This is a genomic window from Aeromonas sp. 1HA1 (assembly GCF_029237385.1).
GTDB lineage: Bacteria > Pseudomonadota > Gammaproteobacteria > Enterobacterales > Aeromonadaceae > Aeromonas > Aeromonas popoffii.
On sequence record NZ_JAACGC010000015.1, the window covers coordinates 44,775 to 69,647 of the forward strand.

The following is a 24,873-nucleotide window of genomic DNA, read 5'->3' on the forward strand; positions in this document are numbered from 1 at the left end:
CTTTTTAGTTTTAAGCTGTTGTCAGGGGCTGGCTTGCGGCGATGATCTCGGCGATACGTGCACGCAGCCCCTGTTTGTCAATCTTGCCCACCGCCGTCATGGGCAGGGCATCCAGGGTTTCAAAACGGTCGGGCAGCTTGAAGTCCGCCACCCCGCGCGCGCGCAGAAACTTGCGCAAGGCCAGCGGCTTTAACCCGGGATCCGCACTGACGATAAAGGCGCAGCTCTTCTCCCCCATGGCGCTATCGGGCATGGAGACCAGGGCCGCCTGGGTGATGGCCGGGTGGTGCAGCAGCTGGTTTTCCACCTCTTCCGCCGCTATCTTCTCGCCGCCCCGGTTGATCTGATCCTTTTGCCGCCCCACCACCGTCAGGTAGCCGTCCTGGTCTTGCACCACCAGATCGCCGGAGCAGTAGAAGCCCTCGCTATCAAACACCCGGGCGTTGTGGGCCGGGCTCTGGTAGTAACCGCGGAAGGTGTAGGGACCACGGGTGTGCAGGGCGCCGGGCTGGCCGGGGGCGACCGGGTTGCCCGCCTCGTCCAGAATGCGCACCTCGTCGTCCGGGCTCATGGGGCGGCCCTGGGTGTGAATGATCTTCTCGTCGGGGTCAGAGAGCCGGGTGTAGTTGACCAGCCCCTCCGCCATACCGAACACCTGTTGCAACCGGCAGCCGAGCAGCGGGGTGATTTTTCTGGCCACTGCTTCGGCCAGCTTGGCGCCCCCCACCTGCAGCACGTCGAGGCTCGCAAGCTGGCTGCGCACGGCCGGGTCAGATTCGGCCGCTTGCAGCCAGAGGGCGACGGCTGGCGGCACCAGGGAGGTGAGGTTGATGCGGTGGCGGGCTACCAGCGGAAAACAGCTCATGGGACCGGGGTCTGGTGCCAGCACCACTGTGCCGCCCGCCTCGAACACACCGAGGGCACCTGGGGAGCTCAAGGGGAAGTTGTGGGGAGCCGGCAGGGCGCACAGATAGCGGGTATGGGGGCCCAGCCCGCAGAGATCAACGCTGCGGCGCACGCTGTAGTAATAGTCGTCATGGGTGCGGGGGATGAGCTTGGGGGTGCCTGTGCTGCCGCCGGAGAGCTGGAAGAAGGCCACCTCGTCCGCCGGACTCGGGCCATAGGCGGGGACGGCCAATCCCTCGCTCTTGGCCTGATCACTCAGCCAATGAGTCAGCCCCAGTTCCCCGCTCTCGCCATCAAGCAGCGCCAGCTCGGCGCCTATGCCTCGCAGCAAGTCACTGTTGCGATCCCCATTGGCAAACAGCGAATGGGCGAGCGAGCCAATAAAGAGCCGGGGTCGGATCTGCTCGGCGTAAGAGGCCAGCTCCAGCCGGTTGTGGCTAAAGAGGGCGTTGACCGGCGCAATCCCGGCTTTGAGCAGGGCGAAAAACACCAGATAGAACTCGGCCACATTGGGCAGCTGCACCAGAGCGGTGTCGCCCACCTTGAAGCCATGACGAACGAGCCGCCCGGCCAGCCGACTGGCGCCTTCATCCAGCTCGCGATAACTGACACTGCGCTCGCCGCAGAGGATGGCAGTGGCATCCGGCGCCACTTCACACTGGCGATCCAGCATGGTGGTCAGGGGCTCACCGCGCCAATAGCCCTTGGCACGATACTGCTCGGCCAGTTCCCGGGGCCAGCGGGTGTAAGGCAGGAAGCGGTTTGCCTGAGTCATAGCGCCACCTCACTGCCAAGGCCCAGGGCGTTTAACATGGTGCCCAGCTTGGTGCCGGTCTCGGCCCACTCCATGGCGGGATCCGATCCTGCCACTATGCCGGCGCCGGCAAACAGCTCCACCTGATGGCCATCGAGCACACCGCAGCGGATCACCACAGCCCACTCCCCATTGCCCTGGCTGTCACACCAACCGACGATACCGCTGAACAGGGCCCGTCTGAAGGGTTCCTGCTCGCGGATAAACTGACGCGCCAGCTCGGTCGGATAACCGCACAAGGCCGGGGTCGGATGCAGCTGGCAGGCCAGGGAGAGCACAGAAGCCTGACCCGGATGCAGCTGACCGGCGATGGGCGTGCCCAGATGCCAGAGGGTATCCGTGCTCATCAGGGTGGGATTGGCGGGAATGGCCAGCTCGCGGCAGTGCGGGGTCAACACCCGGCGGATCTCGTCGATCACCAACTTGTGTTCATGCTGATCCTTGCGGGAGGCCAGCAGATCGCGGGCCACCTGCCGGTCCTGCTCCGGCTCGCCGTAGCGCTTGGCAGAGCCCGCCAGTGGATGGGTGAAGACCTCGCCCCCGCTGACCCGCAGCAGCAGCTCCGGGCTGGCGCCGAGCAAGCGGCGATCTTGCCCGAGCGGCAGGGAGAAGTGAAAGGCATGGGGGTTCTGGCTCATCAGGCGGGCCAGCACCCGCTCGGGATCGGCGGGCTTGTGCAGCGTGAGGATCAGCTTGCGCGACAACACAACCTTGGCAAGGTGACCCTGTGCAAACGCATTTAGCGCCGAGCTGACCGAGGCCTTGAATTCGGCCGCCGCCGGCGTGCTCTGCACTGAGATGACCTGGTTGGTCTCGGCGGCACGCTCCGCTGCGGGCGTTCGCACTCCCCGCTCATAACGGCCGGGCACATAGAGGCAGGAGGCGTCGGCCGGGTCGAACGCGAAGGCGCCGATCAGCAGCGGATTAGCTTGCCCTGCGGCCTCGGCCGCCGCCAGCGCCCTCGCTATCTGTCGCTCCAGCAAGGGCCATTCGCAGGCGGGCGTGGTGATAGGCTGACCCAGGTCGTAGGCGCTGATCGTGCCCTGACCTGAGGTAAACAAGAAATCGGGCAGGGACGCAGCCTGGGCAGGCGCGCTATTTTCCATCACAAGAGTATCCACGTTACACCCTCAAATATGATTCAAAATGATAATGATTATCAGTTTGCATTTGTGGGGCGGTAAAATACTCGCTTTGAAATCACCCGGTCAATGGGATTTTTATATCGATAAAACTGGAACTTATCTGTGGATATTGGACAAACCGCGCCACTGGCGGCCTGCCATGCCAGACATCGAAGCGGTTACTCGTATGAATACAGATCCCATACCCCATATGAGGCGGCAACAAACACGGGAGCCGCGTGCTCAGACTGGCAGCCAGGGGTATTTCCCCCTAAGATGGCGCCCTCTGTTTGGTCACGTCCCTCAACTCACGGAACTGTCGATGTTAAAGTACCTGCTTCTGCTCCCTCTCAGCCTGCTGCTGGCAGCCTGTTCGCTCACCCAGTACAACGTCAGCGAAGGCGAAATCAACCAATACCTCAAAGAGAAGGTCGCCTTCGAGAAACTGCTGGGGATCCCCGGCATCATGTCGAGCAAGATCCGCCTGGATGAGATGCACAGCCGCATTGGCCGCGCCAGCGCCGATCGGGTGGAACTTGATGCTGCCGGTGATCTGCAGGTCAGCAGCCCCCTTGGCAGCCAGCAAGTGAAGATCCGCATCTCCCTCAGCGCTCGCCCCGACTATGTGGCCGAGCAGGGTGCCATCTACCTGCGTGACCTCGAACTCATCTCAATCCAGACAGAGCCAGCCAACGTGGGTGCCGCCCTCACACCACTGCTGCCCACCTTCAACCAGTCGCTCTCGCTGTTCCTCTCCCAGACGCCCGTCTACCGGCTGGATGACAGTCGCAAGAACGAAGCCAGGATCAAGGAGAAAGTCGGGGCACTCAAGGTGGAGCCCGGCCGACTGGTCATCCCCTTCAAACTGCTGTGACCCCCAAGCCGCGCCCCTCTGCTCTTCAACCCCCGGGCGCGGCTTTTTCTTCTCAAGCCCCCCACCTTGGTACATAATGCGCACCATTCTCATTTAGATTCATGAGAAGCGTCATAATAAAATCAAACATATGGTGAGAAGGGACATGAGAAAAACCGTACTGGTCCAGGCGATCGCCTGCGCCCTCCTGAGCGGTGCCGCACACGCCGCCGTCAAAGTAGAAGACAAAACATTCAATACCGCCGCCAACATGCTGGCCTACACCGAATTCGAACTCTCCGGCGAGCCGCTGGCCGAGGCCCTCGGTCTGGATCTGGATGTGCTGGACGCCAACCGCGCCAATGAGCCAACTCCGTTCGACTTCGCCGCTGGCATCGAATCCTACGAGTACTCCGAAGAGGCCATGTACGCCCTCAACTACCAATCCGGCATGGGCCCTCATCTGGTGAACGGGCCGCAAAACCTGGCCCGTGGCGGCACCATGGCCTCTCTGGGGCAGCGGGTACTGGCCATGGCCGATGCCGTTGGCTTCCCGGCCGATGAAGTACCACAGGGCATGTATCCCCTCTCCCTGCCCTATGCCTCCGCCAATCCGGAGTTTGCGCAAGCGGTGAACACCACCCCGGTCAACGGCGATCAGATCACCATCAAGACCGCCAAGGGCAACGAGAAGAGCGTCAGGACACTGATACCGGCCTACTTCCGCGACTACACCACCCTGCGCTGGAGCGGCAGTGACAACCTGCTGGTGCCCGCAGCCGTGGGCGGCATATTGCTCAAAGAGGTGATGTGGTCTCAGGATTTCCTCGGCGGTATGCACGTGGCGGAAACCGATGAAGAGGTGGAAGCGGCTTCCGCCACCATGGATCAGGATGGCAAGCACAAGCTGGGCGTCTCCGCCGCTGACGGTTTCAACGGCATGATGCTGACCGAGCAATCCATCGACAAGCTGACCATCATGCAGAACCAGCTCGGCTTCGACGGCAAGCAACTGGGCGCCAGGATCACCCCGCAATACGATCCGGCCAAGGGCGTCGTCTACTTCCCCCATCAGGTGAAAGTGACCGAAACCAGCAAGCATGACGTGGGCGCCATCGGCAAGCTGGAAGTGGTGGATGACTCCGCCCAGCTACGCGATGCCTGGATGATGCTGTGGCCGCTCTCCGAGTTCTATGCCTTCAGCGATCAGCGCAGCGCCAACACCAACCAGAACCCGGCCTTCCACGCCGTGTTTGATGGCGCGCCGTTTGCCGCCGCCCCGGCTGCCAACCAGGCCAATGATCTGGGCAAGGCAGTCGCTGGCAGCGATGCCTTCTCGCTGGCGATCAATCTCTCCAACCTCACCTTCAAGAACCTGGCGGCCCTGCACTTTGATGCCAAGGCCGGCACCCTGGTCGACAGCTGGCAGGCGGGCAAACAGGGCAAGCACGTCACCACCTTTGACGCCGCTTACGCCCTGGTCGCCCTGCAGATCTTCCAGCGCGCTCAGGATGCGCTGCCGGTCGGTTACGCCGCCGGTGACAATGGCGAGCTGAACCTCAAGACCAAGCAGGGTCAGCAGGCACTCGATTTGATCCGCAAGCAGGCCGATTTCATCCTTGCCAATCTCAAGGGCAAAAACGGTCTGGTGCATGACGGCATCACCCTGGGCGGCAAGCTCGACGCTGGCCACTCCATCGATGCGCAGTTCGCGGCCATCCGTGGTCTGACCGCCGCCTTCCTCGCCACCTCCGATGCCAAGTACCGCACGGCCGCCCGCGAGCTGTTCATCGCGACCGACAAGGCCTACTTCAATCAGAAGGCCGGCACCTGGCTGGCGGGCAAACAGGGTGAATACACCCCCTGGACCCAGGCTGCCATCTCCGGCGCCCTGCGCTCTGCCATGCTGAACCTGCGTAACGAAGGGGCCGAGAAGGCGCCCGAGCTGGAGCTGGCCAAGCTGACCGGTCAGTACGTCAGCTGGTTCCGTGGCACCGTCAACGGCGGCATGCAGATGGCCGAGTGGATCGGTGACTCCGGCGAGAACATCATCGAAGGTGCCGGCAGTGACACCGACGAAGATGGTGTTCCGCAAGTGACCGCCGCCGGTGGCCAGCATGGCACCGCCATGGTGATGGCCGCCAAAGCGGTGGTAAGCGAGTAATCATCGCCATTCACCAGCATGAAAAAGGGAGCCAATATGGCTCCCTTTGCATGACAGCGTCTGACACAGTTTCAAGGTACTTTTTTCACAACCCGGCTAAACCAGCTTGTCCAGCATCTCCTTGGTCACCAGCACGATCCCCTGCTCGGAGCGGTAGAAGCGGCGGCTATCTTCATCGGCATTCTCGCCCACCACCAGCCCATCGGGCAGGACACACCCTTTATCCACCACCACCCGGCGCAGACGGCAACCGGCGCCGATCTCGACCCCGGGGAAGATGATGGCCTGATCCAGGGTGCAGAAGGAGTGCACCCGCACATTGGTAAAGAGCACCGAATTGAGCACGAACGACCCGCTAACGATGGTGCCGCCCGAGAACATGGAGTTGATGGTCATGCCGTGCTGACCATTACGATCCTGCACAAACTTGGCCGGTGGCGTCAGGGTCTGGCTGGTCCAGATGGGCCAGTTCTGATCGTAGATATCGAGCTCGGGCAGAACGGAGGCGAGATCCATGTTCGCTTCCCAGAACGAGTCCAGAGTACCCACGTCACGCCAGTAGGGTTTTTGACCCTCACGCGCCCCGACACAGGACATGTTGAAGGGGTGAGCAAACGCCATCCCCTCCTCCACGATACGGGGGATCACATCCATCCCGAAGTCGTGTTTGGAGTCCTGATTGAGAATGTCCTCCTCCAGCAGTTGGTAGAGGTATTCCGCCTCGAAGATATAGATCCCCATAGAGGCCAGCGAGCGATCCTCGCAACCCGGCATGGCCGGTGGATTGGCCGGTTTTTCGACGAAGGCACGGATTTTGCGCTGCTCGTCAATATCCATGACCCCGAAGGCAGACGCCTCCGCCCGTGGCACCTCGATACAAGCCACTGTCACCTTGGCACCGAGACGCACGTGATCAAGCAGCATGGCGGCGTAATCCATCTTGTAGATGTGATCCCCCGCCAGCACCACCAGGTATTTGGGGCCGTAGTCACGGATGATGTCGACGTTCTGATAGATGGCATCGGCGGTGCCGCGATACCAGTGCACCTCATCTACCCGTTGCTGGGCAGGCAGCAGGTCGATGAATTCGTTCATCTGGTAACGCAGGAAGGACCAGCCCGATTGCAGGTGGCGCAGCAGGCTGTGAGACTTGTATTGGGTGACCACACCAACGCGGCGGATCCCCGAGTTGATACAGTTGGAGAGCACAAAATCAATGATCCGGAATTTGCCACCGAAATGGACGGCAGGCTTGGCGCGGTTGTCGGTCAACTGCTTCAGGCGACTGCCACGTCCACCCGCCAGCACCAGTGCCATACTCTGGTTCAATAATTGTCGTGCTTTGGCACTATTTTCGGGCTCTAACAACATGATTTACCTCTGCCTTGTTTGATCTATTTTCAACCCATCTTCGCCTGTTTCGGCACCTGTGAAAGTGGTTTCACTCACAATTAACCGATTTCAATTGGCCCTTTTCCAGGAGGTGAGCGGGATCCCATGCTTTACACCCTGAGCTTGGTTAGAATTTCAACATCACACGAATCATCAAGGATGACAAGATGTTGAACAAGCTCGGGAGTAACCTGTTACTGATCGCGGCCATCACCTGTGTTGCTCTGCTGTTGTTACAAGGTATCTGGCTCGCCGTACAGGCAACCCCCTTCACCCTGATCCTCATCGTCGGCACGACCCTGCTCGGCTTTGGCCTGCTATTCATGCTGGCCTATCGCGCCCGCAACGCCGAGCGTGATCAGCAGGAACAAGTCTGGCTCACGGCACTGCGACTGCGCGATCCCGCCTGTCTGGAGAGCCCGGCGGCCCGGGAGGCCTTGCAACAACTGCTGACCCGGTTCAGTGAAGCCGAGCTCGACGCCCACCGTCAGATCAGCGAGCTACACCATCAGGCGACCCAGGATGAGCTGACCCAATTGCAAAACCGCCACGCGTTCCGGCGCGATATGACGGCGTTGCTGCAGCGGGATCAGGATACCCAGACCGCCACCCTGGTGCTGATCCGCGCCACCGAACTTGGCAAGCTCAATGCCCAGCGCGGCTTTCAGTCGGGGGATGCCTATATCAAGGATATTGCCAATCTCATCACCCGGGTGGTCGGCCGATTCCCGGGTCATCAGGTCTATCGCATCTCTGGAGCCGACTTCGCCGTGCTGGTGCAGCCGGTGGCCAACATACCGCCGCCCCTGCTCGGCCGGGATCTGAAAATCGCCTTCGACCACTATCAGCAGCAGCATGAACTGGAGAGCGCCGCCTACTCGGGGCTAACACGCCTGAGCAGCGGGCAGAAGATAGAGGCGATTCTGGCACGGGCGGATCTGGCTCTGGCCCACGCCCAAACAGAAACGGTCAACGGCTGGGCCATTCAACAGGACGATGACGTGGTGGAACTGCAGGGCCAGCACCACTGGAAGCTGGTGCTCAATGATCTGCTGGAGCAGGAGCACATCAGTTTTACCTATCAGCCCATCCAGCCCATGCACCCCAGCATGCTGGCCTACAACGAGATCTATGCCCGCTTCAGCGGCGCCGACGGCACTGTGTTGCCGACCGACACCCTGTTTGCCATGGCTCAACGGCTGGACATGGTGATGCGACTGGAGCAGATGCTGATCATCCACGTCATGCGCCAGTACCGGGCATTCGGTGCCAACCAGAGCCGCTGGGGCATCAGCCTCTCCAGCAACCTGTTGCAAAACAGCGCCTTCCTGATCTGGCTCGACCGGCAATTGCTCAAGGATCCCAACACCAGCGCCAATCTGGTATTCGAGCTGGATGAGGAGCATCTGGAGCGCAACATGACGGGGGCCAAGCGGGTGTTCGAGCTGCTCAGACGCAACGGCAGTCGTTCCGCCATCTGCAACTTCGGCAAGGGGATTGGGTCGTTTACTCTGTTTCGCGAGCTTAAACCCGACTACATCAAGCTGGATCCAGCCCTGCTCACAGGGCTGGAGCAGGACCTGACCAATCAGCAGTTCGTGCGGATGATCGTTGACGTATCACACCGTATGGGCTGCCAGGTGATAGCGGAAGGGGTGGAGCAGCTTGGCCAGAAACAACTGCTACAGAGCATGTATGTGGACGGGTTGCAAGGTTATCTCATCGCCAAGCCCCAGCCATTGCGGCCGGATATCAGCCAGCTTGGCCTGTTTACTGAGGACGCTTCAACTTCAGCAGAGTCAGAATGATGTCATTGAGCTGGCGATAACGTTCCAGCTCCTTCTGATCGTAACGGGTCGCCAGGGTGGTGGGATTGTGGCGATTCTTGAGGTAACGGTTGATCTGCAGGCGGTTGAACCCCGCCACCTGATAGATCTGGCCCAGCAGGCCATTGAGCTCTTCGTGCTCGAAGCCGGCTCTGGCGAGGTAATCGCTCTGGGCAGGGCTCTCCAGCTGGCTGCCCTGTTTGGCGATGCGGCCAGTCTCTTGCAAATAGGAGAGCCACTGTTCGAGATAAAGCGGCTTGCAGCCCGCCAGCAGATTGAAGAAACCCACTGCATCGCAGCGGCACCCGGTTAACAGCAGCACGGCCAGTTGATCGTCATCACAGCTGAAGGTGACGGGGCCGCTCTGCCCCCAGTCCAGCGCCTGAACCCGGATCTCGGCGCGCTCCCCTGCGATGCCGGTTACGTCGAATACAAACATGGCTCCTCCCGCTCGGCAAAAGGTTGATGATGGACCATACCCCCTACAGGTGCAAAGCCAAATCGCCTTTTCATTCAGCATTCTGTACGCGGGCCATAAAAAAACCGACATCCTCGCGGATATCGGTTCTTCAGGCATCCGATGGCCGTGGCCATCAATGCAGAACGGTTCAGGCGTCCAGTTCGACCAGTGCCTTGGCCAATTCTATGGGTTCGAGCTCCTGGCCTTCCAGATCGGCATTCCAGTTCGGGCCGATCAGCACATCGTCCTCGTCCAGATCGTTGATCCAGATGTCGAGGAACTCTTCCAGTTCGATCACTTCCGGCTCGTAGTCGGCCCACTCGTCCACACAATGCAGGCGGGCATCGACCTCGGCCGACCAGAGCGGCATCACATCGGCATCTTCAAATTCGGCAGAGCGGCAGACGACCCAGTCTTCACCGTAACGCAAGCCCCACACCTGACCCGACTCGCGGACTTCTTCGATGAACAGTTGGAAATTGGCGTCAAGATTGTCAGTTAACTTACTCATGGGGCTCTCTCTTTATCGGGTGCTGCGGCCACGGCAGTGCCGAGTGGCAATGCGGTGGCCAAATGGTGTCGCAAAAGTGACATGGACTCAAGCATCTTGGGATTATTCGCACAAAAAACTGCCCGATGCCGTGTTTTACCTGATAAAACGCCTCCCGAAGGAGGCGTTTGCCATGGCCGGGATCAACGCTCCCAGTAAACCTCTTCCAGGCTGTCTTCCTTCTCGGGCAGACCACGAGAGAGGCGCGGGCTGCTCTGGGCCAGCACCTCATAGCTGACCCGGTTGGCGTACTTGCACACCTGGGCCAGGGAGGAGTAGGTCAGAAACTCGGACATGTGCTTGGCGGAGTTCGGCACATTCATGCGGTGATAGGCGTTGGCCACCATGTCGTGCAGCACGGCAGAAAGCGCGCCATCCCCTGCCCCGTTGGTGTTCTTGATCTTCTCCGGGCCCCCCATGTAAGGGGAGATGTGGGAGTAGATGCGGGCAGGCTTGCGGCACTTGGCACGGGCCATGGGACGACTGAATTCATACATGTTGAACTCGGGGATGACACCGGGCAGCAGGGTATGAGTGGTCTCGCGCTTGTAGTCTTCCTCCGTGTAGCTCGCCATGTAGAGGCCGATGGGACCGGCAGTGCAGAGCACCATGTCGGCCCAGTCCAGCGCCTTGTCAGCGGCGCCGAGGGGATCGGCGATGCCGGTCAGGGCCTCGGCCTCATCTTCATTCATCGCCAGCACAGTCACGTTCTCGGCGATGAAATCGCGCCACCACTGGGGATTCTCGGCAATGACGAAGCGGGTGCCCAGCGTCAGCACCACGGGCACGCCAGCCTCGCGGGCGTAGCGCACGGCAGCCATGGCGGCCTCCTTCATGGGAGTGCCATTTTCACCGCGCACCAGATAGGCGGTGATCACCAGGGCGGAGGACTCCTTGATGACGGCTTCGGGAATGTGCGCCACATCGAGGTGATCCATCTTACCAGCGTTGATGCCAAAGCTGCGCTCACCGCACTCGGTGATGAAGGTGAAGCAGCGACCGACCGGGCCATCCACCGGCTGCAGGTAATCGAGGTTGACGCGGGAAGAGGTGTTGCACAGATAGCGGTATGCGTAGCTGCCGATGCGGATATCCTGGCTCATGACGCCAAGCAGGATGGAGTGGGAATCCGCCAGCACAGAGTAGTTGTGCATGGTGTTGCCTATGGTGCCACCGGCAAACTCGCTCACCACCATGTTGTTGGTCTTGAGCTCTTCGTAGACCCGTTCGGCCACATCGTCACTGATCACCACAGAGTGGCCCTTGCTCAGACCATAACGGTTCAGGAAGTCCTCATCCACATGGGCTTCGATGTCCACCAGGGTCTGATCGATTCCCACCACATAGGCTTTGCCAAGTTCGGTAAGCAGGGGATTTTGCGGGATCAGGGGATCACGCCTGTCGACCGGGAAGTAGTGTTTGGACTTGCGCTGACCGGGAAATTTCATGGCAATGTTCTGTGCTCTGGGGGAAAGAGGGGCGGGATTTTAACACAATCCGCCGCGCCGAAAAGTCGCCTGATTAAAATAGGGCGTCAGTATAGACAAGGGCTGCAGAGGAAAACGTTTATCCCATTCCCATCAAAAAACCACTTCACCGTGAAGTGGTTTTTCAGTCAGCAAAGACCAGGAGATCAGCCGAACGAGAGCCCCTGCACCAGAGCCAGCACGGAGAAGAGTCCCAGCGCCAGCCAGAACAGCAGGGTACCAAACAGCCGTGGCATGTTGGGGGCCCTCGGGATCTGGATACCGATGGCGTGCAGTATGCGCCCTACCAGCAGGCAGAGACCGCCAAGATGCAACCAGAGCGCACCGACCCCCGCCAGTTCACACAGGGCCATCAGCAGCAGAGTCAGCGGCACGTACTCGGCGAAATTGCCGTGGGCGCGGATCGCAGAGCGCATCTCGGGCGCCTCCCCTTCCCCTATCATCACCTTGAACTGGGCACGGCGCTTGACCACCCAGAAGGAGAGCAGCAGGAACAACAGCCCCAGCAAGCCCGCGTAAATCAGCGTGATATGCATCATCATGGCACTCCTTATCCTTGGATCTTGAACGCGGAAAAAACCAGGCCGGCTCGCGCTGCGGGCAAGATGCTCATCATGCCAGCTCGCGGCAGATGAGGGACACCATCATGCGAATGTGGGCCTGATCGCTGTTGAGCGCAGGGATATATTCAAACTGCTCGCCACCGGCGGCCATGAAGATCTCCCGGTTCTGCACCTCGATCTCTTCCAGGGTTTCAAGGCAGTCGGCGGAAAAGGCCGGGCAAACCACATCGAGCCGCTTGATACCAGTCGCTGGCAAGCCAGCGATGGTCAGGTCCGTGTAGGGCTTGAGCCACTCCTCCTTGCCAAAGCGGGACTGGAAAGTGGCGGTCCACTGGCCAGCCTCGAGCCCGAGCGCCTCAGCCAGCAGAGAAGCAGTGTGGCGACACTGGTGACCATAGGGGTCGCCTTCGTTCTCGTAACGCTCCGGAATACCGTGGAACGACATCAGCAGGTGATCGCCCTGCCCGTGCAGCTCCCAATGGCGGCGCACGCTCATGGCCAGCGCCTGAATGTATTCGGGGTGGGCATGGTAATCACGAATGAGTCGTACCACCGGCAGGTTGCGCTCTTTCTTCATCGCGTTGGCCCAGGCATCGAACACCGGGGCCGTGGTGCTGACCGAATATTGCGGATAGAGCGGCAGCAGAATAACCCGGTTGACTCCCTTGGCCTTGAGCGCCTGCCAGCCATCGTTGATGGAGGGCGAGCCATAGGTCATGGCCAGCTCCACCGGCACCTCGACCCCTTCTCGCTTGAGCTCCTGCTCCAGCGCCGCGCGCTGCTGTTTGCTTATCACCATCAACGGCGAGCCCTGCTCTGTCCACACCTGCTGATAAAGCTTGGCCACCCTGGGGGAGCGCGTCGGCAGAATGATAAAGTGGAGCAGCGGGCACCAGAGGTAGCGAGGCAGGTCGACCACCCGCGGGTCGTGCAGAAACTGGCTGAGAAAGGCCTTGACGGCGGCCGTGGTTGGCGCGGCTGGGGTCCCCAGATTGACCAGCAAGATCCCGGTTTTCGTGGTCACGTTAGCGTCCTGTCTTCCTGTCTGAATGCAAGAAAGGGCCCATGCCGGGCCCTTGTCTCAAGCACATTGCCCATTGCCATCGGCACGAGCCATGGCGGGCTTAGCCCAGTATGGTCGCCAGCTGCTTGCTGACCAGATCCACCGGCTGAGTGCCGTCGATCTTGACGTAACGGGTGTTGCCCGCGTCCGCCTCTTTACCGTAGAAACCGATGAGCGGCGCGGTCTGCTGATGGTAGACATCCAGACGCTTGCGCACTGTGGTCTCTTCGTCGTCGGCACGGATCACCAGATCCTCACCGGTCACGTCATCCTTGCCTTCCACTTTCGGCGGGTTGAACACCACGTGGTAGGTACGGCCCGAGCCGGAGTGGACGCGACGACCGCTCATGCGCTTGACGATCTCTTCGTCCGGCACGTCGAACTCCAGCACGAAGTCGACCACGACACCGGCATCCTTCATGGCTTGCGCCTGGGGAATGGTGCGTGGGAAACCATCCAGCAGGAAGCCGTTGGCGCAATCCGGTTGGGCGATACGCTCTTTGACCAGGCCGATGATGATGTCGTCAGAGACGAGCTGACCTGCGTCCATCACGGCTTTGGCCTTGAGGCCCAGCTCGGTGCCCGCCTTGATCGCCGCACGCAGCATGTCGCCGGTGGAGATCTGCGGAATACCGTGTTTTTCCATGATGAACTGAGCCTGAGTACCTTTGCCGGCACCCGGAGCCCCCAACAGAACAATGCGCATACACGCTCCTATTGCTTGGTTATTCAATTCTTGAGAAGGCAAAAAACTACACGGTTTCGCTCATTTTCACAAGCTTGCCCCGTGTGAGTGGCTTATTTTTCACCATGTTACCAAAGTGGCGAGGCGACTCGAGCCGCAACGCTACCCTGAAAAAATGAGTGAAAATGCAGCGCCCTCCATAACAAGGAGAGGCGCTTGCCCCTTGTCAGGCAAGCGCCATATAAAAAAGGCCCACTGCATGCAGTGGGCCGAAACATCATGCCAGGAGTAACAGACGGTTGATACGGGAGACGAAGCTCGCCGGATCATTCAGACCGCCCTGCTCGGCCAGCTGGGCCTGTTCGTGCAGCAGGGTAACCCACTCGCCGAACAGCGCCTCGTCTTCGATGGTGTCGAGCTTCTTCACCAGCGCATGGTCGGGGTTGAGCTCCAGAATGTACTTCTGCTCAGGTACCGGCTGGCCGGCGGCGCGCATCAGCTTGATCATCTGGGTGCTCATGCCGTGGTCGTCGGTGACGATGCAGGAGGGTGAATCGGTCAGACGGTGGGTGACACGCACCTCTTTCACCGCATCGGCCAGGCTCTGCTTGACGCGCGCCACCAGACCGGCGTTGACCTTCTCGGCCTCTTCTTGCGCCTGCTTGGATGCCTCGTCCTCCAGCTCGCCGAGATCCAGCTCGCCACGGGTCACCGAGACCAGCTGCTTGCCATCGAACTCGGTCAGGTGGCTCATCAGCCACTCGTCGACGCGCTCCCACATCAGCAGCACTTCGACGCCCTTCTTGCGGAAGATCTCGAGGTGCGGGCTGTTCTTGGCGGCAGCGTAGGAGTCAGCAGTGATGTAGTAAATCTTCTGCTGGCCTTCCTTCATGCGGCCCACGTAATCCTCGAGAGAGACGGTCTGGGCTTCGCCCTCGCCCGCCGTGCTGGCAAAGCGCAGCAGTTTGGCGATCTCTTCGCGGTTGGCGTGATCCTCGGCCGGGCCCTCTTTGAGCACGTTGCCGAACTCGCTCCAGAACTTGGCGTACTTCTCGCTGTCATCCTTGGCCAGCTTGGCCAGCATGGTCAGCACCCGCTTGGAGCAGGCCTTGCGCAGGGAGACGGTCACCTTGTTGTCTTGCAGGATTTCACGGCTGACGTTGAGCGGCAGATCGTTGGAGTCCAGCACCCCTTTGACGAAGCGCAGGTAGGCCGGCATAAACTGCTCGGCGTCGTCCATGATGAAGACGCGCTGCACGTAGAGCTTCAGGCCGTGTTTCTGATCCCGGTTGTAGAGATCGAAGGGGGCACGGGCCGGCACGTAGAGCAGGCTGGTGTACTCCTGCGCCCCTTCCACCCGGTTGTGACCCCAGAGCAGCGGATCTTCAAAATCGTGGGCGACGTGCTTGTAGAACTCCTGATACTCCTCGTCCTTGATCTCTTTCGGGCTGCGCGTCCACAGGGCAGTGGCACGGTTGACCTGCTCCCACTCGCCCGGCGTACCGACGATGGTTTCGCCATCCTCTTCACGGTCCGGGGTGCCCTCTTTGTACATCTCAACCGGCACGCTGATGTGGTCGGAATACTTGGCGACCACGGCGCGCAGACGCCAGTCGTCGAGGAACTCACTCTCTTCTGCTCGCAGGTGCAAGATGACGTCGGTACCACGACCGGCTTTGGTCACATCGGCCACGGTGAAGGAGCCTTCCCCTTCCGATTCCCACTGCACGCCTTGCTCAGGCTCGGTACCGGCGGCGCGGGACACCACGGTTACCTTGTCGGCCACGATGAAGGCGGAGTAGAAACCGACCCCGAACTGACCAATCAACTGGGAATCCTTGCCCTGATCACCGGACAAGTTTTTGAAAAAGTCAGCGGTGCCAGACTTGGCGATGGTACCCAGATGCTCAATCACCTGATCCCGGCTCATACCTATGCCGTTATCGGAGATGGTCAGGGTCCGATTCTCTTTATCAACCACCAGGCGAACGCGCAACTGGCCGTCGTTTTCAAACAAAGAGGCATCGGAAAGCGCCTTGAAGCGCAGCTTGTCCGCCGCATCGGAGGCGTTGGAAATCAGCTCGCGCAGGAACACTTCTTTGTTGGAGTAGAGGCTGTGGGCCATCAGGCTCAGCAGTTGTTTGACTTCAGTCTGAAACCCGTGGGTTTCGGCATGAACGCTTTGGGTCATCGACACTATCCTCAGGCGATTCGGGTTGAACACATTCCTGATACAAGATGGGGCCTGGGATCCCCATTTCAAGGGGGACAAGTCTGCTGACGGTGCGAATGGCGATTTTTGCGCCAGCGCACTGACAGACGCAGCCCATCGGCCAAACAAAAAACCCGCCGGGGCGGGTTTGAAAAACAAGTGACTGACGCGAACTTAGTTAAGGGGCTGACGCCCCATCAAGGAGTGAGAAAGCGTGGTGCCATCCACCAGCTCCAACTCGCCGCCCACCGGCACGCCGTGGGCAATCCGGCTCACCTTGACGCCGGCAGCGCGGGCCATATCGGCTATGTACCAGGCGGTGGCATCCCCTTCAATGGTGGGGTTGGTGGCCAGGATCAGCTCGCTGATGGACTCCGCCTTCAGACGCCGCTCCAGGATCTCCAGCCCCAGCTCTTCCGGGCCTATGCCATCGAGGGGTGACAGGTGTCCCATCAGCACAAAGTAACGACCGGAGAACTGGCCTGTGTGCTCGATGGCGGCCACGTCCGCCGGGCTCTCCACCACGCACAGCAGGCCGCTCTCTTCCCGCTTGGGATTGGTGCAGATCTCGCAAAGCGTGTTTTCGGTGAAGGTGCGGCAATGGCTGCAGTGGCCTATCTCGGTCAGCGCCCGGTTGAGCAGCTGGGCCAGGCGAAAACCACCACTGCGTTCGCGCTCGAGCAGGGTAAACGCCATGCGCTGGGCCGACTTGGGACCGACCCCCGGCAACACTTGCAGGGCCTTCATCATCTCATCCAGCAAGGGGCTGAATTTCATGGGCTAAGTATCCTTTGACGCTGTGTCGGCGGGCGGTAACCGCAGGTGGCCCTTGCGGGTGCGGGTTGCTCTTCGCCCAGCCGAACCAATCTTGTTGGCGCAGGACTATACCCGAGCCGCCCCCCGTCCGCCAATGGCCTTGTGCCTGCCGGCCCGATGACGTCGCCCACCGCATGAGACAGCGGCCATGACCACACTACCCCAGCCCGATACGCTGACGGCCGCAGTAGATCTCGGCGCGGCCCGGACGGCAAAACCCCACCAGGGTGAGCCCGGTCTGCTCGGCCCGCTCGACCGCCAGCTCAGTGGCGGCCGAGATGGCGAGCAAAATCTCCACCCCGGCGCTGGCGCACTTTTGCACCATCTCGAAGCTGGCGCGGCTGGTTACCAGAATGGCGCCATCCCGTCGACCGGTGCGGCACAAATGCCCCACCAGCTTGTCCAGCGCGATATGGCGCCCCACATCCTCACGGATGGCGAGAATATTGCCCTCCCCGTCCAGATGCACCGCGGCATGGGTGGCGCCGGTGCGCAGGCCTAGCAACTGGAGCGGGCGCAGCGCGGTCAGCACCTTGTCGATATGACCCACCGCCAGACGCTGGCTGTCGGGCAGCCTTGGCTGGGTGCGGATCACCTGCGCCAGACTCTCGCTGCCGCAGATGCCGCAGCCTGTGCGCCCCGCCATGGTGCGCCGCTTCTCTTTGAGGCGATGCACATAGCGGTTGGCCAACGTAATGTGCAGCTCAATCCCCTGACAGCCGTCAAACTGCTCGATGTCGTGCATGTCGTGGAGGCTGTCGATGATCCCCTCAGAGAGCGAGAAGCCGATGGCGAAATCCTCCAGATCAGAGGCCGAACACATCATGACGCTGTGGGCTATGCCGTTATAGACCAGCGCCACTGGCGTCTCGGAGGGCAGTTCCATCTCGCTGTCGCAGGTCAGTGTATCGGCACGGTAGTGCACCACCTCGCGATGGATGGCGCAGCGGGACAATTCGCTTTGCTCTGCGTGTTCCTCCGGCAGGCGTGTCTCTGTTTCTGCCCTCATGACATGACCCCATCAATGATCTCGGGATCTCTGGCCGAGATACCAAGCCGCTTCATCTTCGACAGCAGGGTGGTGCGTTTCATGCCAAGGCGTGCAGCGGCCCCCCTGTCACCTGCGACGATGCCGTTGCAATCGCGCAGGGCGGCGATGATCGCCTCGCGCTCATCGGTCGGTGCCTCGTCGGCAAACAGCGGCGAGGCGGGTTCGTCATAGACCAGGGTCTCTATCTTGTGATAGCCCTTGAGCGGCATCAGCTCGTCGGGGGAGAGATTGAGCACATGGCCCCGGGTCATCACCACAGCGCGCTCTATGATGTTTTCCAGCTCGCGAATGTTGCCGTACCAGGGGAGCGACACCAGCATTTTCATGGCGTCTGCGGGGATCGAGGTGATGTTGCGGCGCATCCGCTTGGCGATCTTCTTGATAAAGAAATTGACCAGCAGCGGTATGTCTTCGCGCCGCTCGCGCAGGGGCGGCAGCTCGATGGGAAAGACGTTGAGCCGGTAGTAGAGATCGCTTCTAAAGCGCTTGTTCTTGACCATGGAGAGCAGATCGCAATTGGTGGCGGCCACCAGCCGCACATCGATGGCGATGGGGTTGCTGTTGCCGACCCGCTCCAGCTCGTGCTCCTGCAACACCCGCAAGAGCTTGGGCTGCAAGTCCAGCGGCATGTCCCCCACCTCGTCGAGAAACAGGGTGCCCTTGTGGGCCCGCTCGAAACGACCGATGCGCTGGGCCAAGGCGCCGGTGAAGGCCCCCTTCTCATGGCCGAACAGATCGCTCTCGATAAGCCCGGTGGGAATGGCGGCGCAGTTCACCTTCACCATCTCCTGCTCGTGGCGAGCACTCAGCCGATGAATGGCCTGGGCAATCAGCTCCTTGCCGGTGCCTGTTTCCCCCAGGATCAGCACGGAGCAGTCGCTCTGAGCCACCAGTTTCACCTTCTCCAACACGCTCGCCATGGCTGCGCTTTGATAGATGATGCTGGAGAAATCGGCGTTGGGCTCAAGCTCCGCCACCCGGATCGTCTTCTCGCGGGCCCCCGTGGTGTTGGAGATCTCCTGCTGCGCCTGCACGTTGTTCATGGCAATCGCCGTGCGGGCCGCCACCTGCTCCAGCAGGGAGATATCGATGTCGGCAAAAAAGTCCGCATTCGGGTGAGAGAGGATCAAGACCCCCAGCAGATTACCCCGATAGCGCAGCGGCAGAATGCAGGAGCTGTCCGCATCGGTTGGCAGTATCTGGGAGGTGAAGCGGCAACTCGCATCACAGCCGTGGCCCTGATCCCGATAGATGAAGAAGGGTTCGCTGTGGCCAAGCGCCCCCTGCAAACAGCGCTTCTCGAAACAGGAGTGGTTGATGATACCGGGCTGATCGCTCGCCTGCTGATTGACCAGATAGCTCTTGAAACTGTCGTAGGTAGCGTTGTACTCCGCCAGACACAGGCTGCTGATGGCGAAGTGGTGCTGCAAGATGGCAAACAGGCTCTTGGGCAACTCGGCGATGCGCACTAATTTAATCACCGCATTGGTGACATCCACCAGGATCTTGCAGCTGTCGCGCTCAAGGCGCAGGGAGTTGGCCTGCTCCAGGGTGCGCTCCTTGTCGAGCACGTTTTCGAGCGCAATGGCGACGATGGCCGCCAGCTGGGTCAGCTTGGCCAGCGTCTCCATGGTGAAATTGTCGAGCCGGGTGTTGATAAACTCGACGCCACCAAGATGGCTGCGGGCGGTGGTGATGGGGAGCTGGCAGTAGGAGCGCAGCCCGGCATAAATGCCTTCTGCCTCGAGGGAGGGGCTGCGATTCTCAAAGTGGGCGGCCGCAAGAATGATGGCCTGCTCCTGGGCTTCTCGGGTGGGGCAAGGGGGAAAGTGCAGTTCTGCCTTGGGGCAGACAAGGTGCTTTGGGCCGGTATGTCCCATGAAGTAGAAGATGGCCTCCTCACCCGCACCCATGTTGAGGATCAGGTTGACCCGGGTCACGCCGCCAAAGCTTGCATCTATCTTGTTGATTTTGTGGATAAAATCATCGAGCGTCACGGCCGACAGGAGGGATTTGGAGAGCAGAAGGAAACCGTCGTCCCAGATGGGAGAGATCTCGTCCAGGGGAATGGCACTCACATTTAGCATTGCGGCCTCGCGTTATATCGATGTAGTCACCCGTCAGGCTGTCCATGCCATCGCATCACGACCAGATCACGCCACCAACATAAATAGCCGCAGCCCATAAGGAGGGCTGCCAATAAGAAAAGCGGTGACGAAACGTGTCGCATGTTGCCATTCCAGAGCGGTTATTAACGAACGACAACAAAAAATAACATTGCTATCGGGGGATATATTGGAACGGCGGCTTATCATAGATGAGCGCTAATTTCATTACAATCCGATTTAATATATCTGATGGCCATATTTAGCCAGTAATGGCACCAAACCTTGATCCGCATTATGGCGGCCGATAAAACGGCTGTCGTCAACTGTCAGATCTACCCATCGCGGCCCCTGCAGCCAGATCCCGGCCCTCGTGGGTGGCGAGTCACGAGCGGATAAGCCGACTGTGGCAGCACTTCAACCCGCCGAAGATAAAGAGGGCCGACAGGCTCTGGAAGGCCATCAGCAGCCAGCTGGCGTTGTCGGCAAGCTCGGCGGTGACGCTCTGGTGGGTGAGGTAAACCAGCAGGGTGACCGCCCCTAATAGCAGGCAGTTGATCAAGGTGGTGGAGACAAAAGCGATGAGCCAGGCCACCGGCACACTCAGGGCGGCCAATACGCTGCCCATGGCGAGCCTTGCCGCCATAAAACAGCCGAAGAAACCGAAGCCGAGCAGAAATATCATCTCGTCGTGCCACATATAGCAGCCCATGCCGATCAATATCGCCGCCAGATAGGTGCCAATATAGAAAAGTCCGAATAATCGGCTAATTTCGCTGTGCATCATTCAATTCCCATCAAATGGTGGCAATAAAAGGGGGCCCGACTCAACCATATGAGTCGGGAACACCTTATTTATGCAGGATGACCCTTTTGTCGCCGGACTAACCTTTGGCAGCGCTGCGCAATTTCGCCTTGAGCGCACTGTATTCAGTCTGGACGTACACCTCCGCCTCGGGCTGATCTTCAATGCGCTCAATCTTCACCGCGCAGTACTTGTACTCGGGGGTGTAGGAGACCGGATCAAGGTGCTCTATGGTCAGCTCGTTGCACGCCCCGATCCACCACTGGTAGGTCATGTAGACCACACCGGCGTTGACCCGCTCGTTGTAGTTGGCCCGGGTGATCACCTTGCCGCGCCGCGACGAGATCCACACCAGCGCCTGATCCTTCACCCCGAGCTTTTGCGCATCGCTCGGGTGGATCTGCACATAGCCCGGCTCATCGGCCAGGGTTTGCAGCGCCGAACAGTTGCCGGTCATGGAGCGGCAGGAGTAGTGCCCGACCTCCCGCACGGTGGAGAGCACCAGCGGATACTCGGCGCAAGGCTGCTCCAGCGGCGCACGCCACTCGGCGGCAATCAGCTGGCCCTTGCCGCTCGGGGTGGTGAACACATTCCCCTCAAACAGGGTGCTGGTGCCCGGGTGATCCTCGGTCGGGCAAGGCCACTGCACGCTCTTGAGATCCGCTATCTTGTCGTAGCTGACCCCGGTATAGAGCGGGCAAAGCGCCCTCATCTCGTCCCAGATCTCTTGCGTGTTCTGGTACGCCATGGGATACCCCATGGCGGTGGCCATCAACGAGAAAATGGCCCAGTCGGGCTTGACGTTCTCAGGGGGTGTCACCGCCTTGTAGAAGCGCTGGAAGCCGCGATCTGCCGAGCTGTAAACCCCCTCGTGCTCGCCCCAACTGGTGGCGGGCAAAATGACATCCGCCATCTCGGCGGTCTGGGTCATGAAGATATCCTGCACGATCACCAGATCCATGCCGCCCAAGGTGCGGCGGAACTGGGCCAGATCGGCCTCGGTCTGCGCCGGATCTTCACCAAAGATGTAGAAGGCCTTGCACTTGCCCTCCTCCACCTTGTGACTCAGCTCCGTCAACCGGTAGCCGGGCTTTTGGGAAAGAGACGGCACGCCCCACGCCTTGGCAAACTTGGCGCTGATGGCCGGATCGCTCACCGACTGATAACCCGGGAACTGATGCGGCAGCATCCCCATGTCGCAGGTGCCCTGCACGTTGTTCTGCCCGCGCACCGGACCGCAACCGGTGCCACGGCGACCGAAGTTGCCGGTCAGCAGCGCAAGCCCTGCCAGCCCCTTGACCACATCCACTGCCTGACCGTATTGGGTCACCCCCATGCCCCACAGGATCATGGAGGCAGGCGACGCGGCATAGGTGCGAATGGCGGCACGGATATCGGCGGCTTTGAGGCCAGTGATCCCCTCCACATATTCCGGGGTGTACTTGGCGACCGTGGCCTTGAAGGTGTCGAACCCTTCGGTGTAGCTGGCGACGAACGCTTTGTTATAGAGCCCTTCACTGATCAACACGTTGGCGAAGGCATTGACCAGCGCCATGTTGGAACCGTTTTTGAGCGGCAGCCACTGATCGGCGATGCGGGCGGTCTCCACCATGCGGGGATCACACACTATCACCTTGGCCCCGTTCGCCTTCGCCTTGAGGATATGGCGGGCGACGATGGGGTGAGAATCAGCAGCATTGTAACCAAACACCAGCAGGCACTTGGTCTCTTGAATTTCGGGAATGGCGTTGCTCATGGCGCCGTTGCCTACCGTTGTCTCCAGACCGGAGACTGAGGGTGCGTGTCACACCCTCGCGCAGTGGTCGACGTTGTTCGTCCCCAGCACAGCGCGGGCAAATTTTTGCATCACATAGTTGGCTTCGTTACCCGGGCCACGGGCCGAGCCGGTGGTCATGATGGCGTCGGCACCGTAGGTCGCCTTGATGGCCGCCAGACGGCTGCTGGCAAAGTCGATCGCCTCATCCCAGGAGACGGCTTCGAGCTTGCCACCGCGCTCGCGGCGGATCATCGGGCTCTTGAGACGGGGGGTCAGCAGGTTGGTGTCGTTCAAGAAATCCCAACCGTAATAACCCTTGAGGCAGAGCTGCCCCTCGTTGGTCCGGCCGTTGGCGCCTTCGGCCCCCACCACCTTGTCGTTTTCAACCAGCAGGTTGATCTTGCAACCGGTGCCGCAATAGGGGCAGACAGTAATGACTTTTTTCATGACTCACACTCTTGTTTGTTAACGGTAAAAGGCCTTTAACGAAAATGGCTGGTCAGGGGTAGACAGCACAGGGGCGCAAGCGGCGGCCAGCAAGGGGCTGCGCACGCCATCCCGATGCGTTATCCCTGTGCCAACACCGGCTGGCGCTGGCAGGCCCCCATCGCTTCGGCACTGGCCAACTGCTTCTGGCGATTCAACTCGCCGAGCGATGCCGGGGTCACCAGACGCAGCGCCTGGGTCGGGCACACCTCGACACAGGCCGGGCCCGCCTCGCGGTGACGGCAGAGATCGCACTTCAAGGCTTGCGCCTTGGTCTGCGGGCGCTTGAACAGCGCACCGGCAGCGGGCGCCACCTCTTTCACCACTACCGCCATGGCACCGTAAGGACAGGCCACCACACAGGATTTGCAGCCGATACAGCGCGCCTGCAACACCTTGACGCAACCATCTTCGGTCACGATGGCATGGTTGGGGCAGGCCACGGCACACGGCTTGTCTTCACACTGGCGGCAGAGCACAGGCGTGGTCACCTTGCTGCCGACGATCACCTTCAGGCGCGGCTGGAAATAGCTGTCCTTGGAGACCAGATGTCCATCCTCGATGGCAAGCTGCAGGCCGCCCTCCCGCTCAAGGGTCCCGCTGCCGGAGCTTGACTGGTGTGACACGGCGCAGGCCACCTCACAGGTACGACACCCAATACAGAGACTGGGATCTGCAATCACGAAGCTGTTCATAGAGAGGGATCCTAAATGTTTCGTTACTGCCGCACTGGCATCGCACGGCGTGCCCAGGTGCCAGCCCCGGGGGGCCCACACTCACACACCGGCGACACAGCCGACCTACTCACCGAGCATTTATCAGACCAAAAACGGAGATGAGTGAAATAAAATTCGCAAGACATTGAAAATAAAAGGGTAATCAGAGTGCCGGTCGTAGAATGTCAGGCCGATGACGATGACGACAGCCCCGCAGCACTGTGGTCGACACGACAAAAGTGACGAGCTCGACACCGGCTGGCAAAGGCATATCACCCAGCCCTTTCAGCTCAAGCGAACAAATAACAACCAATCAATGACTAATTTATTGATCTTGGACAGATTATGCGCCGATTGCCCTTTTTACCCCCTACCCGATTGGATAGCATGCTTCAGTTGGCAACCAGCTCAATTGGGCACCTCATATGAGGGATTTTCATAGGAGAATTTAGTGAATGTAGATAAATCAATTGTTCCTATATATATAAGGACAGAAATACCTAAGCGTATAGTTCAAATTGGTACAGCTGTATTTGTTGATTTTCAAAACATGCCTTTTCTTTTTACTGCGGCGCATGTTACTGATGATATGGAGAATGGAGCATTATTAGTACCTACTTCTGAAGGCCTCCTCGAAATAGATGGATATACAGCATTTATCGATCTTCCTCCAGAAATATCTAGAGCCGATGACACTGTAGATATGGCATACATCCGCTTATCATCTGAATTTTCATGTAAACTCTGCTATCATTTTTTCCCTTTGCCGCAAGAAATGTCACAAATACTGGCTTCATCTGAAGAGTTAAATATTGTTTCTGTTGTAGGTTATCCTGCAAGCAAGTCCAAAAAGAAAGCAGATGGCTACAAATCTGAATTATATTATTTTAGGTAAGCGCCGTTAAATCGACCTACTTGCCTTTACCGTATTGCGCCACTTTTTTTGCAATCGGCTCCAGCGGGACGTTCCATGGCAGCAGGGCTTCGAGCTTTTCCAGGGTATCGGCCTCGCCAATCC

At 59.8% G+C, this 24,873-nt stretch carries 20 protein-coding genes; 4 read left to right on the plus strand and 16 right to left on the minus strand.

Annotated features, from left to right (window positions below):
• Window positions 1-10: 10 nt before the first annotated feature.
• Both GWQ22_RS07300 and GWQ22_RS07305 read right to left on the minus strand, forming a co-directional pair.
• Entirely contained in the window at window positions 11-1,681 is a 1,671-nt protein-coding gene (locus tag GWQ22_RS07300; protein ID WP_275929890.1) for a (2,3-dihydroxybenzoyl)adenylate synthase, read from the minus strand.
• Window positions 1,678-2,841, minus strand: a complete 1,164-nt coding sequence (locus GWQ22_RS07305) for an isochorismate synthase (protein ID WP_275929891.1) — start codon at window positions 2,839-2,841, stop codon at window positions 1,678-1,680. Before GWQ22_RS07305 ends, GWQ22_RS07300 begins: the two co-directional genes overlap by 4 nt.
• A 325-nt stretch (window positions 2,842-3,166) precedes the next feature.
• Between GWQ22_RS07305 and GWQ22_RS07310 the strand changes: the two genes are divergently transcribed.
• Both GWQ22_RS07310 and GWQ22_RS07315 read left to right on the plus strand, forming a co-directional pair.
• Window positions 3,167-3,718, plus strand: a complete 552-nt coding sequence (locus tag GWQ22_RS07310; protein ID WP_275929892.1) for a lipoprotein — start codon at window positions 3,167-3,169, stop codon at window positions 3,716-3,718.
• Between the two features lie 145 nt (window positions 3,719-3,863).
• Window positions 3,864-5,861: a hypothetical protein gene (locus GWQ22_RS07315; protein ID WP_275929893.1), complete on the plus strand. Its 1,998-nt coding sequence runs from the start codon at window positions 3,864-3,866 to the stop codon at window positions 5,859-5,861.
• Between the two features lie 96 nt (window positions 5,862-5,957).
• Here GWQ22_RS07315 and glgC read toward each other — a convergent pair whose 3' ends face one another.
• On the minus strand, window positions 5,958-7,232 hold the full coding sequence (gene glgC, locus GWQ22_RS07320) for a glucose-1-phosphate adenylyltransferase (RefSeq protein ID WP_042034247.1): 1,275 nt from the start codon (window positions 7,230-7,232) through the stop codon (window positions 5,958-5,960).
• A gap of 188 nt (window positions 7,233-7,420) precedes the next feature.
• Here glgC and GWQ22_RS07325 point away from each other — a divergent pair, with 188 nt between their 5' ends.
• Window positions 7,421-9,061 (plus strand): EAL domain-containing protein, encoded by a 1,641-nt coding sequence (locus GWQ22_RS07325; protein ID WP_275929894.1) that lies wholly within the window; start codon window positions 7,421-7,423, stop codon window positions 9,059-9,061.
• On the opposite strand, the gene GWQ22_RS07330 is transcribed toward GWQ22_RS07325, so the two are convergent.
• The 13 genes from GWQ22_RS07330 to GWQ22_RS07390 form a co-directional block, all read right to left on the minus strand.
• Window positions 9,024-9,518 carry a hypothetical protein gene (locus GWQ22_RS07330; RefSeq protein WP_042034250.1) on the minus strand — a complete coding sequence of 165 codons (495 nt, stop codon included), beginning with the start codon at window positions 9,516-9,518 and terminating at the stop codon, window positions 9,024-9,026. The genes GWQ22_RS07325 and GWQ22_RS07330 overlap by 38 nt on opposite strands.
• A 169-nt stretch (window positions 9,519-9,687) precedes the next feature.
• Window positions 9,688-10,050 carry a DUF2750 domain-containing protein gene (locus GWQ22_RS07335; RefSeq protein WP_042034251.1) on the minus strand — a complete coding sequence of 121 codons (363 nt, stop codon included), beginning with the start codon at window positions 10,048-10,050 and terminating at the stop codon, window positions 9,688-9,690.
• A gap of 182 nt (window positions 10,051-10,232) precedes the next feature.
• Window positions 10,233-11,537, minus strand: a complete 1,305-nt coding sequence (locus tag GWQ22_RS07340) for an inosine/guanosine kinase (protein WP_108535581.1) — start codon at window positions 11,535-11,537, stop codon at window positions 10,233-10,235.
• A gap of 185 nt (window positions 11,538-11,722) precedes the next feature.
• Complete coding sequence (locus GWQ22_RS07345; RefSeq protein WP_042034254.1) at window positions 11,723-12,115, minus strand: MAPEG family protein; 393 nt, start codon at window positions 12,113-12,115, stop codon at window positions 11,723-11,725.
• Window positions 12,116-12,188: 73 nt separating this feature from the next.
• On the minus strand, window positions 12,189-13,163 hold the full coding sequence (gene hemH / locus GWQ22_RS07350; protein ID WP_275929895.1) for a ferrochelatase: 975 nt from the start codon (window positions 13,161-13,163) through the stop codon (window positions 12,189-12,191).
• A gap of 100 nt (window positions 13,164-13,263) precedes the next feature.
• Complete coding sequence (gene adk / locus GWQ22_RS07355; protein ID WP_042034257.1) at window positions 13,264-13,908, minus strand: adenylate kinase; 645 nt, start codon at window positions 13,906-13,908, stop codon at window positions 13,264-13,266.
• 256 nt (window positions 13,909-14,164) lie between these two features.
• A complete protein-coding gene (htpG, locus tag GWQ22_RS07360; protein WP_108535584.1) occupies window positions 14,165-16,078 on the minus strand; it encodes a molecular chaperone HtpG in 1,914 nt (637 codons plus the stop codon).
• Window positions 16,079-16,273: 195 nt separating this feature from the next.
• Window positions 16,274-16,876 carry a recombination mediator RecR gene (gene recR / locus GWQ22_RS07365; RefSeq protein WP_042034260.1) on the minus strand — a complete coding sequence of 201 codons (603 nt, stop codon included), beginning with the start codon at window positions 16,874-16,876 and terminating at the stop codon, window positions 16,274-16,276.
• A gap of 196 nt (window positions 16,877-17,072) precedes the next feature.
• Window positions 17,073-17,924: a formate dehydrogenase accessory sulfurtransferase FdhD gene (gene fdhD / locus GWQ22_RS07370; RefSeq protein WP_275929896.1), complete on the minus strand. Its 852-nt coding sequence runs from the start codon at window positions 17,922-17,924 to the stop codon at window positions 17,073-17,075.
• On the minus strand, window positions 17,921-20,053 hold the full coding sequence (locus GWQ22_RS07375; RefSeq protein ID WP_275929897.1) for a sigma 54-interacting transcriptional regulator: 2,133 nt from the start codon (window positions 20,051-20,053) through the stop codon (window positions 17,921-17,923). The genes fdhD and GWQ22_RS07375 overlap by 4 nt, the downstream gene beginning before the upstream one ends.
• Window positions 20,054-20,456: 403 nt before the next feature.
• Window positions 20,457-20,855 (minus strand): hypothetical protein, encoded by a 399-nt coding sequence (locus GWQ22_RS07380; protein ID WP_212514269.1) that lies wholly within the window; start codon window positions 20,853-20,855, stop codon window positions 20,457-20,459.
• A 100-nt stretch (window positions 20,856-20,955) separates the two neighbouring features.
• Complete coding sequence (gene fdhF, locus GWQ22_RS07385; protein WP_275929898.1) at window positions 20,956-23,100, minus strand: formate dehydrogenase subunit alpha; 2,145 nt, start codon at window positions 23,098-23,100, stop codon at window positions 20,956-20,958.
• Window positions 23,101-23,219: 119 nt separating this feature from the next.
• On the minus strand, window positions 23,220-23,834 hold the full coding sequence (locus GWQ22_RS07390) for a 4Fe-4S dicluster domain-containing protein (protein ID WP_212514257.1): 615 nt from the start codon (window positions 23,832-23,834) through the stop codon (window positions 23,220-23,222).
• A gap of 472 nt (window positions 23,835-24,306) precedes the next feature.
• Here GWQ22_RS07390 and GWQ22_RS07395 point away from each other — a divergent pair, with 472 nt between their 5' ends.
• Window positions 24,307-24,750: a hypothetical protein gene (locus GWQ22_RS07395; RefSeq protein WP_275929899.1), complete on the plus strand. Its 444-nt coding sequence runs from the start codon at window positions 24,307-24,309 to the stop codon at window positions 24,748-24,750.
• The last annotated feature ends 123 nt before the right edge of the window (window positions 24,751-24,873 follow it).